Source organism: Moraxella lacunata, from assembly GCF_900453205.1.
GTDB classification, from domain to species: Bacteria; Pseudomonadota; Gammaproteobacteria; order Pseudomonadales; family Moraxellaceae; genus Moraxella; species Moraxella lacunata_B.
In genome coordinates this window covers 38164-50275 of sequence record NZ_UGQU01000004.1, presented here as the reverse complement: position 1 = coordinate 50275, position 12112 = coordinate 38164, and the positions used below count along the sequence as shown (strand labels likewise).

Below are 12112 nucleotides of genomic sequence, written 5' to 3'. Positions count from 1 at the left end.
ACTCACCTACTCTTAGCCCAAAATTTCTTCAACAGATTTGCCACGTTTAGCAGCAACTTGCTCTGGTGAAACCATGTCACGCAGACCTTTAAAGGTTGCATAGACCACATTGGCAGCATTGGTAGAGCCGTAGCATTTCGCCAATACGTCTTGAACGCCAGCAACTTCTAGCACAGCACGCATTGCACCACCAGCAATAACGCCAGTACCTTCTGATGCAGGTTGCATGTATACTTTTGATGCACCGTGACGAGCATTAATAGGGTGTTGTAGTGTTGTGCCAGCAAGCTCAACAGTAATCATGTTACGCTTAGCAGCTTCTAGTGCTTTTTGGATGGCGGCAGGCACTTCACGAGCCTTGCCACGACCAAAACCAACACGACCATTACCATCACCAACTACTGTCAATGCAGTGAAGGAGAAGATACGACCACCTTTTACAACTTTTGCCACACGGTCAACGGCAACCAATTTCTCTACCAAACCGTCAGTTTGTTCAACTTTTGCCATGATTAGAACTCCAATCCGTTTTCACGAGCAGCGTCAGCTAATGCTTTAACACGGCCATGATATTTAAAACCACTACGGTCAAATGCAACCTTAGTAATGCCCGCAGCTTTTGCACGCTCTGCAATCAGTGCACCCACAGCTTTTGCTGCTTCAACATTGCCAGTCGCACCTGAGCGAAGGGTTGAATCAAGAGTTGATGCTTGAGCCAAAACCACACCGCCTGTTGGGGCGATGATTTGGGCGTAGATGTGACGTGGCGTGCGAGTAACGGTCAAACGGTTGGCACCTAATTGACGGATATGGGCACGGGTTTTTTTTGCTCGGCGAAGACGAGCTGATTTTTTATCCAACATGTTTGCTCACCTTACTTATTTTTTCTTAGCTTCTTTACGAAGAACCACTTCATCGCTATAACGAACACCTTTACCTTTATAAGGCTCTGGTGGGCGGAAGCTACGAATCTTAGCTGCTGCTTGACCCAATTTTTGCTTGTCGTTTGATTTTAGAACGATTTCAGTTTGACTTGGGCTTTCAGCAGTCACACCTTCAGGGAGATTATAAGCAATCGGGTGAGAGAAACCTAAGTTAAGGTTTACCACATTGCCAGCAACTTGGGCACGGTAACCAACACCGATAAGTTGCAAACGACGTTCAAAACCTTCACTCACACCTTGAACCATGTTGTTCAACAATGCACGCACAGTACCTGTGTGCATCCACGCTTCTTTGGTGTCTTTGACAGGAGCAAGAGTAACCACGTTATCTTCTTGCTTTAGCTCGACCAAATCATGCAGGCGTAAAGACAAAGAACCGTTCTTGCCCTTAACTTCAACCTGCTGACCGTTCAAAGTAACGCTGGTACCCGCAGGTAGCGTTACTGGGGCTTTAGCCACACGAGACATAGGAATTTCCTTTAATGATAAAAACAACCATCAATAATTGATGGCAACGAATAATAACCAACTCTCACCATCCAAGATAATTTAAATTGGTTAAAAAAGCAGGGCATTATAACACAAAAAATCCTTAGAGTAAACTAAGGATTTTTATTTTTATCACTTTAAATAAAAATAACAAATAAAGTGATTAGGCAACCAAAGCGATAACTTCACCGCCGATGCCAGCTGCACGTGCTGCACGGTCGCTCATAATGCCTTTGCTGGTAGAGATGATGGCAACGCCCAAGCCTTTTTGAACGCTTGGCAGTTCATCTTTCCCACGATATTGGCGTAGACCAGGACGACTATAACGCTTAAGTTCAGCGATAACGCCTTTGCCTTGGTAGTATTTTAGTTCAATGTTTAGAACTTTTTTGTTGTTTTCGCCGTCAACAACTTCAGCAGAAGTTAGATAGCCTTCAGCAACCAACAAATCAGCAATTGATTTGCGTAGCTTAGAAGCAGGCATTTCTACACTTGGCTTATTTCTTGATTGTGCGTTGCGAATGCGGGTTAGCATATCAGCAACTGGATCTTGCATACTCATTGCGATACTCCTTACCAGCTAGCTTTACGAACGCCAGGTACATCACCTTGCATTACACGCTCACGCAACTTGTTGCGTGATAGACCAAATTTACGGAAATAGCCGTGTGGACGACCAGTCAAGCCACAGCGATTACGCAAACGAACTGGTGATGAGTTACGTGGCAATGCTTGTAGAGCAAGCATTGCGTCTAAACGCTCTTCATCACTGGCATTTACATCACTGATGACTGCTTTTAGCTGTGCACGCTTCTCGGCGTACTTAGCAACTGTTTTTTCGCGTTTTAATTCGCGATTAATCATGCTTTTCTTAGCCATAACGTTTACCTTATCTAAATGGGAAACCGAATGCTTTTAGCAATGCACGACCTTGATCGTCATTAGCAGCAGTCGTTGTGATGGTGATGTCAAGACCACGAATACGGTCAATTTTATCAAAATCAACTTCAGGGAAAACGATTTGTTCTTTGATACCTAGCGAGTAGTTACCACGACCATCAAATGCTTTTGCAGAAAAACCACGGAAGTCACGAATACGAGGAATCGCAATGGCAATTAAGCGGTCTAAGAATTCGTACATCTGGTCACCACGAAGGGTAACTTTACAGCCAATCGGCCACTCTTCACGAATTTTAAAGCCTGCCACTGATTTGCGTGCTTTGGTAACAACTGGCTTTTGACCAGCGATGACAGTCATGTCTGCCAAGGCACCTTCAAGTAGTTTTTTATCTTGTGCTGCACCACCAACACCCATGTTCAGAGTGATTTTGGTGATTTTTGGCACTTGCATGACATTTTCTAAGCCAAGCTCATCTTTGATTTGTTGCTTTAGCTTATCATTGTATAAAGATTTTAATCTTGCCATTACTATATACCCTTAGTATCTTATGCAGTCGCCACTACTTCACCAGTAGAACGATAGATACGGACTTTTTTGCCCTCTTCGTTTACTTGGTAAGCAACACGATCTGCTTTTTGGGTTGCTGCGTTATAAATCGCAACGTTTGAAATGTGTAGAAATGCTTCTTGCTTAACGATGCCACCTTCTTTACCTAGCATTTGGTTAGGTTTTTGGTGTTTGGTTACAATGTTAATGCCTTCAACTTTTACACGGTCTGCTTTAACCGCCAAAATTGTGCCTTGCTTGCCTTTATCTTTGCCAGCAATCACAACCACGGTATCGCCTTTGCGTAACTTTGCCATAGGATAGCCTCTAAAAGTTTACAGTACTTCTGGTGCTAGTGAAACAATTTTCATGAATTGTTCACCACGTAATTCACGGGTAACAGGTCCAAAAATACGAGTTGCGATAGGTGCTTTGTTATTGTTTAGAATAACTGCCGCATTATCATCAAAACGTAGTACAGAACCGTCTGGACGACGTACACCTTTTTTGGTACGTACAACAACCGCATTCATCACGTCGCCTTTTTTAACACGACCGCGAGGAATGGCTTCTTTTACTGTTACCTTAATAATATCGCCAACTGATGCATAACGACGATGCGAGCCACCCAGTACTTTAATGCACTGTACACGTCTTGCACCACTGTTATCTGCAACTTCCAGCATTGTTTCAGTCTGAATCATCGCATTACTCCATAAATAATAATACAATAAAAGCCATTCGCTCCAATTTATGCTATTTTGCACAAATTTGGTAGATGAACGCCAATAAAGACGTTCATTATACTAGCAAATGACTTTTAATGCAAATAACTTTAAATTTTTACCGCAGTTTCAACCACATCTACCAAAGTCCAAGTTTTGGTCTTTGAGATAGGACGTGTTTCTTTGATACGAACGATATCACCTTCTTGACAAACGTTGTTCTCATCATGAGCTTTAAGCTTGGTAGAACGACGAACTTGCTTGCCATACATTGGGTGACGAATTTGGCGTTCAACAAGGACAGTGATAGACTTGTCCATTTTGTTGCTGATAACTTTACCAGTCACAACACCGACTTCTTGAGTTTGGTTATTCTCGCTCATGCGTCGCCTCTTTGTTTTTCGTTAAGCAAAGTCAAGATTTTTGCAATCGTGCGACGATTTGCTTTAACTTCGTGAGTGTTACCTAGCTGACCTGTTGCTTTTGCCATGCGTAGGCGAAATGCGTCAAGTTGCTTTTCGTCAAGCAATGTAGCCAGCTCTTCTACTGATTTTTCACGTAATTCGCTTGTTTTCATTACATTACCGTCCGTTTAACAATGGTGGTTTTGAAAGGCAGCTTAGCAGAAGCCAATGTCAAGGCTTCACGCGCAAGCTCTTCGCTCACACCTTGGATTTCGTATAGCATTTTGCCTGGTTTGATTTCGGCTACCCAGTACTCAACTGGACCTTTACCTTTACCCATACGAACTTCCAATGGCTTTTCGGTAATTGGCTTGTCTGGGAATACACGAATCCAAATTTTACCGCCACGCTTGATGCGACGAGTAATGGTACGACGAGCTGCTTCAATTTGACGAGCAGTCATGCGACCACGACCGATAGATTTTAGACCAATCTCACCAAATGCAACGGTGTTACCACGTTGGGCAAGGCCTGTGTTACGACCTTTGTGCATTTTGCGGAATTTGGTACGTTTTGGTTGTAACATGGCTTACCCCTTGTCTGAATTACGACGGTTGCTGGTACGACCACGGCGTTTTGGTGCACGAGTCTTCTCTTCTGCAACTGGATTGTAAACGCTGTTCATGCCGTCTAGAATTTCACCACGGAAAATCCAAACTTTCACACCGATAGTACCGTAAGTGGTCTCTGCACGAACTTCTGCATAATCAATGTCAGCACGCAATGTGTGTAGTGGCACACGACCTTCACGATACCACTCAGTACGAGCAATCTCAGCACCGCCTAGACGACCTGACAGCTCAACTTTGATACCGCCAGCACCAGCACGCATGCTGTTTTGCACGGCACGTTTCATCGCACGACGGAACATCACACGACCTTCAAGCTGTCTGGCAATACCAACAGCAACCAAACGTGCGTCTAGGTCAGGTTGAGTAATCTCTTGGATATTTACCTGAGCAGGAACGCCCATAAGCTTGGTTAGGTCTTTTTGAAGTGCTTCAATGTCAGCACCTTGCTTACCAATAATCACACCAGGACGTGCTGAGTGAATGGTAATCTTAGCAGCACCCGTAGGACGCTCAATGCTGATGTTGCTTACCATGGCTTCTTTTAGCTTATTGCGTAGAAAATCACGCACTTTGAAGTCATTTAGCAAGTATTCAGAGTATTGCTTTGGATTTGCGTACCAGTTAGCGTTGTGCTTTTTGATAACGCCCAAACGAATACCAATTGGATGTACTTTTTGACCCATGATTATGCTCCTACTTTAACAGTGATGTGGCAAGTGCGTTTGCTGATACGGTCAGCACGACCCTTGGCACGGGGCATAATACGCTTCAAAGTAATACCTTCATCCACATAAATGGTAGAAACACGCAAAGTGTCAATGTCTAGACCATTGTTGTGTTCAGCGTTTGCAATTGCTGATTGTAGGCATTTTTTAACAAGCTTAGCACCTTTTTTGTTGCTAAATGTCAAAATGTCTAAAGCACGCTCGATTGATTTACCACGAACTTCGTCCGCAACCAATCTTACTTTTTGTGCCGAAATAGCGGCACCACGTAATTTTGCAGTTACTTCCATGGTACACCTTATCTCTTAGATTTCTTGTCAACGCCATGACCACGATATGAACGGGTTGGGGCGAATTCACCAAGTTTATGACCAACCATTTGCTCACTCACGATAACAGGTACATGGGTACGACCGTTGTGAACAGAAATGGTCAAACCGACCATTTGTGGTAGAATCATGGAACGACGAGACCAAGTTTTGATTGGCTTACGGCTGTTTGTTTCTAGGGCGTTTTCTACCTTAGCAAACAGATGCGCGTCAATAAACGGGCCTTTTTTTAACGAACGAGGCATAAACTCTTCCTTTATTTCTTGGCACGACGGCGACGGATAATCATACTGTCAGTACGCTTGTTAGAACGAGTCTTAAGACCCTTAGCTTTCTGACCCCAAGGACTGGTTGGGTGTTTACCAAAGTTACGTCCTTCACCACCACCGTGTGGGTGATCAATCGGGTTCATTGCCGTACCACGAACGGTAGGACGAACGCCACGCCAGCGTGCTGCACCTGCTTTACCAAGTGATTTTAGGTTATTTTCAGTGTTAGACACTTCACCAATAACCGCACGGCAATTTGCGTGAATACGACGGGTCTCACCCGAACGTAAACGAACAATCACATAAGCACCGTCACGACCAAGCAGTTGAACTGCTGCACCAGCAGAACGTGCAAGTTGTGCACCTTTGCCGATTTTTAGTTCGATGTTGTGAATAACGGTACCCACTGGGATATTTTTAAGTGGCAAGCAGTTACCTGGACGGATGGGAGAACCTTCGCCAGATTGAACCTGATCGCCTACTGCCAATTTTTTAGGTGCAATGATATAACGACGCTCACCGTCTGCATATTTTAGTAGAGCAATGTGTGCAGTACGGTTAGGGTCATATTCAATACGCTCAACAGTTGCAATGATGCCGTCTTTGTTGCGTTTGAAGTCAATTAGACGATAATGTTGCTTGTGACCACCACCGATGTGACGGGTAGTGATACGACCGTTGTTATTACGACCACCAGTTTTTGCTTTTGATTCAACAAGCGGTGCATAAGGACGACCTTTATAAAGGTGTGGATGCACAACTTTTTCAACAAAGCGGCGACCTGGTGAGGTTGGTTTTGCTTTTACGATAGGCATGGTTATGATCCTTATTCGTTAGTCGCTGTTTCGCCAGTGGCTTCTTCACCAGCACCGATTTGTACGTCTGAACCTGCTTTTAGTGTTACATACGCTTTTTTCACGTCAGAACGCTTGCCAACAACACGACCAAAACGCTTGGTTTTACCTTTGGTATTTAGCGTGTTTACTTTGACAACTTCAACGCCTTCAAACATCAGCTCAACCGCTTGTTTGATTTCACGCTTGGTTGCACTGCTGTCCACTTTGAAAACTTGAACACCTAGGCTATCACCCAAACGTTGAGATTTTTCAGAAAAAACAGGGGCTTTTAGTACTTGATATAGTCTTGCGTTACTCATGCTAGTGTCTCCTCAAATTGCTTGGCGGCTTCAACCGTCATGATAACTTTGTCGAAAGAAACCAAGCTAACTGGGTCAACTTCACGAGTACCTAGCACATTCACGTGTGGAATGTTGCGAGCTGCCAAGTATAGGTTCTCATCAACTTCGTGAGTAACAATTAATGCGCGTGGGGCATTTAGCTCGGCAAGTTTAGCAACCAAACCTTTGGTTTTTGGGCTATCAACACTGATAGAGTCCACCAAAACCAAACGCTCTTGGCGTACAAGCTCCGCTAGGATGCATTGCATGGCACCACGATACATTTTGCGGTTTACTTTTTGAGACCAGTCTTGTGGTTTGGCGGCAAATGCACGACCACCACCTACCCAAATTGGTCCACGGATAGAACCCGCGCGGGCACGACCAGTACCTTTTTGACGCCATGGTTTTTTACCGCCACCAGATACTTCGCCACGAGTTTTTTGTGCACGAGTACCTTGACGAGCACCAGCTAGGTAAGCAGTTACGACTTGGTGTACTAGGGCTTCATTGAACTCACGACCAAATGTCGTCTCTGATAGTTCAACCGCCGCACCTGTAACAGTTTTTAAATTCACGTTAATCCCCTCAACTAGGCTTTGACTGACGGACGTACGATAACATCGCCACCATTAGCACCAGGCAAGGCACCTTTGATGACCAGTACACCTTTTTCGGTATCAATAGACACAATTTCAAGGCCTTGAACAGTAACACGTTTGTTACCCATTTGACCTGGCATTTTTTTGCCTTTGAATACTTTACCCGGTGTTTGGTTCTGACCGGTAGAACCAAGTACACGATGCGACACAGAGTTACCGTGTGTGGCGTCCTGAGTGCGGAAATTATGACGTTTTACGCCACCTTGGAAGCCTTTACCCTTAGACTGACCAGTGACATCAACCAACTGACCAACTTCAAATAAATCCACCAAAATATCGCCACCAACTTCACGACCTTCAAGTTCGCTTGCGTCAGCTCTAAATTCCCAAACACCACGACCAGCGGCAACGCCAGCTTTTGCGAAGTGTCCTTTTTGTGCAGCAGTTACACGGCTTTCACGACGCTCACCTGTGGTGACTTGAATTGCGTCATAACCGTCAGTGTCTACTGTCTTGATTTGTGAGATACGGTTTGCGTTAACCTCAACCACTGTTACAGGAATAGATGCACCTGCCTCAGTGAAGATTCGGGTCATACCACGCTTAATACCGACTAAACCAATCGCCATTTTAGACCTCTTACTTATAATCGTTTATATTAAACCAGTTGTTCTTAGCCTAGGGCGATTTGAACATCAACACCGGCCGCCAAATCCAACTTCATCAATGCGTCTACTGTTTTGTCAGTAGGTTGAACGATGTCAATCATGCGTTTGTGGGTGCGAATTTCATACTGGTCACGAGCGTCTTTGTTGACGTGTGGTGATGTCAATACGTTGAACCGCTCAATACGAGTCGGCAAGGGAACAGGACCACAAACTTGTGCACCTGTACGCTTTGCGGTATCGACAATCTCTTGTGCCGACTGGTCAATCAGACGATGGTCGAAAGATTTTAGTCGGATACGGATTCTCTGGTTAGCCATGCCAACAAGCTCCTAAATTAAGTGCTTTATAAAACTTCCATCGCTTGGATTTCAGTCATGTTATTTTGATTAAATTTTGTCCTAGAACCGCTTTGGACAAAATAATACAATCCCTGTCCGCCAGACATGAATGTTGGCAACAGAGCTGTTGTTTATAGTGCCAAAATCGATGCTTCGGCTGTGGCGTTGATTCGCTTTAGGACAAGCCCTACTCACTACTCTTGTAATGTATCCGAAGATAATCACTCATCTAAGCCAAATGTAGTCAAAAACAGACTTTTGCTTAAATGCAACGCTAAACAAGAAAAGTGTGCGTATTATACACGAAAAATCAGATAAAGCAAGAGCCATACTTTATTTTTGGATAAAAAGTGGCTAAATTTGCCTGTCTTTGCCTTAAAATTCATCAAATTTACAAAATGTTACAATTTTAATAAATTGATTGATTTTTAGGCAGATTTATTGGTAAAAAACCATTTTTACTCCACCAAAATCGCATATTGCTCTTGATGATAAGATGTATTTATGGATAGATGAATGGATGTATTTGTTAATTTTTGTAAATTTGACAAATCCTGATGTGATGACAAATAGTCCGCCACCAACTGACTGACTTTTATCGTCACATTAGACCTTTTAAAAGAAGTGCTGTTTGCCAACTGACCCATGAGTGACCTTAGAATCTCAAATGCCACCGTCTGCACGCTTTTGATTTTGCCTGTGCCATGACAGACAGGGCAAGGCTCACGCAGCTCATCAGACAGACTGGGGCGGGTGCGTTTACGAGTCATCTCAACCAAGCCCAATTCGCTGATTTGGGTAATGTTGGTCGTGGCAGGGTCGGCTTTTAATGCATGGGCGAGCATGTCTAGCACTGTTTGCCGATGGGCGGATTTGTCCATGTCAATAAAATCTAGGATAATAATACCGCCAATGTTACGCACTTTTAACTCACGAGCGATGGCAGTCACCGCTTCTTTGTTGGTTTCATATGCCACATCCACGCCTGCCTTGCCCTGCCCTACATACGAGCCTGTATTGACATCGATGGTCGTCATCGCTTCGGTATGCTCAATGATGAGATAACCGCCCGACGGCAACGGGCAATGCCGCAACAAGGCGTGTGTCAGCTGAGTCTCAATGTCAGGTGTGGACGAGCGACGCTCATCAGGCACAGACTGGGCAAACAGTGGGGTCGGCTTATCATGATGATAAATGACAGATGTGATGGACGGCATGAGTGTGCAACTGGCATGCCGTACTCGCTCATAAGTCGCCCTATCGTCAATCCACACGCTTTGGATATCGTCAGTGATAATGTCACGCAAGGCACGCTCGGCCAAAGGTAGCTCTTGGTGGAGCAAGGCGTGCTTGGCTTTGTGCAGGCTCGCCTGTGTGCGTACTTGGCTAATGTCCGCCCACAATGCACCTAGATGGTCAAGCTCTGCCTGCATACGCTCGCCCATGCCCGCCAATGTCTCATCATCGCCAAATGCCTGCTTGCATGCACTACGAGCGATGAGCCCACCTGCATGCGATGATTGGCTAAGTAGGGTCGTCAAATAGGCTTTTAGCTTGGTGCGATAAGCCTTTGTGCCGATGCGAGTGGACACACCGACCGACTGTGGCGATGTGGGCAGATAGACCAAATACCGCCCTGCCAATGCGATGTGCATGGTCACACGCACCCCTTTGGTGCCAAACTCATCTTTGGTGACTTGGACGACGACTCGCTCACCAACTTTGGGTAGGAGCTTGGGCAGAAGTTTGGGGTCAAGTTTGGGCTTGGCAGGCTTAGGCTTAGGTCTAGACTGGGACTGCGTAAGGCTTTCATCTTTTGCCTGATGAGCCATGGGCAATGTCGTGATGAGTGTGGGCGTGGCAACATCATCTTGGGATGATGGGCGAGTCGGTAGCATGATGTCGCTTTGGTGCAAAAATGCCGAACGCTCACGCCCGATGTCAATAAACACCGACCCCATGGCAGGCAGTACCCGCACCACCGTCCCCAAATAGACATCTCCCACCAAACTGCGTGCCTGTACCCGCTCAATAAACACCTCATCAAGCCTACCGTCATCAACGATAACAAGGCGAGTCTCAAAGGGCGTGGCGTTGATTAGGGCGTGTTTTGACATAAAGATGGTGTGGGCTAGATGAATTAAGTTAGGGTAAGTTGGTTTAAGATAAGCTGGCTTGGTAGACTGATTGAGCGCTGATTGGGTAAATTAGAAGGAAGTCACTTGACTATGCTAATGGGCTGATTTTATCATCATTTAAATCATCAATCCGCCAATATTTGCAAACAGTCATCAATCAGCTCTGCCGTCTCGGCAAGGGGCAAGCCCACCACGTTGGTATAACTGCCATTGATAGACCGCACCCATGCCATCGCTCCGCCTTGAATGGCGTATGCCCCTGCTTTATCGGCAGGCTCGCCTGTTGCCCAGTACTCATCTTTTTGGTGGTCGGTGAGCTTGATGAAGGTGACTTGGGTGGTGACTTTGATGACTTTTTGAAAAATGATTTGCCCATCTTTGACAGTGCTGGCACACACCGCCGTCCAAATCTCGTGCGTACCACCTGATAATTTATCCCACATGGCAAAAGCATGGGCTTTATCGGCAGGTTTGGTTAAAATCTCATTCTCTGCCACACCCATGGTATCTGCCGCGATAACGATAGCCGATGACACGTCCGCACACGCCTTTTCCGCTTTGGTCTTCACCATACGCATGATATAGTCGTGAGGGCTTTCGTGGGCATAAAAACGCTCGTCAATCTCCACCAATTTGACCGTAAAGGGAATCTGCAACTGCGTCAATAACTCATGTCGTCTAGGCGATGTGGACGCTAGGATAAGGGGCGTGTTCATCAATAGGCTCGCTCTTTTAGTTGGCGGTTTATCCAGTACAGCGGATACCACATCACAGGAAACAGCACAATGCTACTCATGAGCGACCCCATGCCTGTCCACACAAACTGAGCATGAGAGAATGCCTGTAATATCCACAGCGACACCTGATAGACGCTCAGAGCAATCGCCCCCAATACCCACGCCTGCGACAGGGCAAGCTCTTTGGCATACAGCAGTAGTACCCGTATGACAAACGCCATGAGCACCGCACTAAATGCCTGATGCCCCAAATGCGTACCCAAGAGCAAATCCGAGACCAGTCCCACCAAAAATACCACCCACACCCCCATCATGGGCGAGCGATACATCACCCAAAAGGCAAGCACCATCGCCAAAAACATGGGGCGAACACTTGCCATGTCATGCCCCAAAGGGTAGACACTCAGCATGGATGCCACCACAAAGCTGATGATGATACCGATGATTAAAAAGGGTTTTGAGTTCATAAGTGGGCTTTATGAGTCCTA

22 protein-coding genes are annotated in these 12112 nt (G+C 45.5%); all 22 read right to left on the bottom strand.

The window, feature by feature from the left end; all coding sequences use genetic code 11:
- Positions 1-12: 12 nt before the first annotated feature.
- On the bottom strand, positions 13-510 hold the full coding sequence (gene rpsE, locus DX073_RS12670) for a 30S ribosomal protein S5 (RefSeq protein WP_029102645.1): 498 nt from the start codon (positions 508-510) through the stop codon (positions 13-15).
- Between the two features lie 2 nt (positions 511-512).
- Positions 513-863 carry a 50S ribosomal protein L18 gene (gene rplR / locus DX073_RS12665; RefSeq protein WP_036387459.1) on the bottom strand — a complete coding sequence of 117 codons (351 nt, stop codon included), beginning with the start codon at positions 861-863 and terminating at the stop codon, positions 513-515.
- A 15-nt stretch (positions 864-878) separates the two neighbouring features.
- A complete protein-coding gene (gene rplF, locus DX073_RS12660) occupies positions 879-1412 on the bottom strand; it encodes a 50S ribosomal protein L6 (protein ID WP_065255090.1) in 534 nt (177 codons plus the stop codon).
- Positions 1413-1596: 184 nt separating this feature from the next.
- Positions 1597-1995, bottom strand: a complete 399-nt coding sequence (rpsH, locus tag DX073_RS12655; RefSeq protein ID WP_029102642.1) for a 30S ribosomal protein S8 — start codon at positions 1993-1995, stop codon at positions 1597-1599.
- An 11-nt stretch (positions 1996-2006) separates the two neighbouring features.
- Positions 2007-2312, bottom strand: coding sequence for a 30S ribosomal protein S14 (gene rpsN / locus DX073_RS12650; protein WP_029102641.1), 306 nt, complete (start codon positions 2310-2312; stop codon positions 2007-2009).
- A gap of 10 nt (positions 2313-2322) precedes the next feature.
- Positions 2323-2859 (bottom strand): 50S ribosomal protein L5, encoded by a 537-nt coding sequence (gene rplE, locus DX073_RS12645; RefSeq protein ID WP_029102640.1) that lies wholly within the window; start codon positions 2857-2859, stop codon positions 2323-2325.
- Between the two features lie 20 nt (positions 2860-2879).
- Positions 2880-3197 (bottom strand): 50S ribosomal protein L24, encoded by a 318-nt coding sequence (gene rplX, locus DX073_RS12640; protein ID WP_029102639.1) that lies wholly within the window; start codon positions 3195-3197, stop codon positions 2880-2882.
- Between the two features lie 18 nt (positions 3198-3215).
- On the bottom strand, positions 3216-3584 hold the full coding sequence (rplN, locus tag DX073_RS12635) for a 50S ribosomal protein L14 (RefSeq protein ID WP_029102638.1): 369 nt from the start codon (positions 3582-3584) through the stop codon (positions 3216-3218).
- 131 nt (positions 3585-3715) lie between these two features.
- Positions 3716-3988 (bottom strand): 30S ribosomal protein S17, encoded by a 273-nt coding sequence (gene rpsQ / locus DX073_RS12630; RefSeq protein WP_029102637.1) that lies wholly within the window; start codon positions 3986-3988, stop codon positions 3716-3718.
- Positions 3985-4182 (bottom strand): 50S ribosomal protein L29, encoded by a 198-nt coding sequence (gene rpmC, locus DX073_RS12625; protein ID WP_029102636.1) that lies wholly within the window; start codon positions 4180-4182, stop codon positions 3985-3987. The genes rpsQ and rpmC overlap by 4 nt, the downstream gene beginning before the upstream one ends.
- Positions 4182-4595: a 50S ribosomal protein L16 gene (gene rplP / locus DX073_RS12620; RefSeq protein WP_029102635.1), complete on the bottom strand. Its 414-nt coding sequence runs from the start codon at positions 4593-4595 to the stop codon at positions 4182-4184. The genes rpmC and rplP overlap by 1 nt, the downstream gene beginning before the upstream one ends.
- A gap of 3 nt (positions 4596-4598) precedes the next feature.
- Complete coding sequence (gene rpsC / locus DX073_RS12615) at positions 4599-5324, bottom strand: 30S ribosomal protein S3 (RefSeq protein WP_029102634.1); 726 nt, start codon at positions 5322-5324, stop codon at positions 4599-4601.
- A gap of 2 nt (positions 5325-5326) precedes the next feature.
- Entirely contained in the window at positions 5327-5656 is a 330-nt protein-coding gene (rplV, locus tag DX073_RS12610) for a 50S ribosomal protein L22 (RefSeq protein ID WP_029102633.1), read from the bottom strand.
- 8 nt (positions 5657-5664) lie between these two features.
- On the bottom strand, positions 5665-5940 hold the full coding sequence (gene rpsS, locus DX073_RS12605) for a 30S ribosomal protein S19 (RefSeq protein ID WP_062498708.1): 276 nt from the start codon (positions 5938-5940) through the stop codon (positions 5665-5667).
- An 11-nt stretch (positions 5941-5951) separates the two neighbouring features.
- Positions 5952-6779: a 50S ribosomal protein L2 gene (gene rplB / locus DX073_RS12600; protein ID WP_029102631.1), complete on the bottom strand. Its 828-nt coding sequence runs from the start codon at positions 6777-6779 to the stop codon at positions 5952-5954.
- An 11-nt stretch (positions 6780-6790) separates the two neighbouring features.
- Positions 6791-7120 carry a 50S ribosomal protein L23 gene (gene rplW / locus DX073_RS12595; RefSeq protein ID WP_029102630.1) on the bottom strand — a complete coding sequence of 110 codons (330 nt, stop codon included), beginning with the start codon at positions 7118-7120 and terminating at the stop codon, positions 6791-6793.
- On the bottom strand, positions 7117-7719 hold the full coding sequence (rplD, locus tag DX073_RS12590; RefSeq protein ID WP_079326203.1) for a 50S ribosomal protein L4: 603 nt from the start codon (positions 7717-7719) through the stop codon (positions 7117-7119). The genes rplW and rplD overlap by 4 nt, the downstream gene beginning before the upstream one ends.
- A gap of 14 nt (positions 7720-7733) precedes the next feature.
- Positions 7734-8372 carry a 50S ribosomal protein L3 gene (gene rplC / locus DX073_RS12585; protein ID WP_029102628.1) on the bottom strand — a complete coding sequence of 213 codons (639 nt, stop codon included), beginning with the start codon at positions 8370-8372 and terminating at the stop codon, positions 7734-7736.
- A gap of 44 nt (positions 8373-8416) precedes the next feature.
- On the bottom strand, positions 8417-8728 hold the full coding sequence (gene rpsJ, locus DX073_RS12580; RefSeq protein ID WP_003656991.1) for a 30S ribosomal protein S10: 312 nt from the start codon (positions 8726-8728) through the stop codon (positions 8417-8419).
- A 479-nt stretch (positions 8729-9207) separates the two neighbouring features.
- Positions 9208-10866, bottom strand: coding sequence for an Rne/Rng family ribonuclease (locus tag DX073_RS12575; RefSeq protein ID WP_115008395.1), 1659 nt, complete (start codon positions 10864-10866; stop codon positions 9208-9210).
- A 146-nt stretch (positions 10867-11012) separates the two neighbouring features.
- Positions 11013-11603 carry a Maf family protein gene (locus tag DX073_RS12570; protein WP_115008394.1) on the bottom strand — a complete coding sequence of 197 codons (591 nt, stop codon included), beginning with the start codon at positions 11601-11603 and terminating at the stop codon, positions 11013-11015.
- Positions 11603-12091, bottom strand: coding sequence for a rod shape-determining protein MreD (gene mreD, locus DX073_RS12565; RefSeq protein WP_029102626.1), 489 nt, complete (start codon positions 12089-12091; stop codon positions 11603-11605). The genes DX073_RS12570 and mreD overlap by 1 nt, the downstream gene beginning before the upstream one ends.
- Positions 12092-12112: the final 21 nt, after the last annotated feature.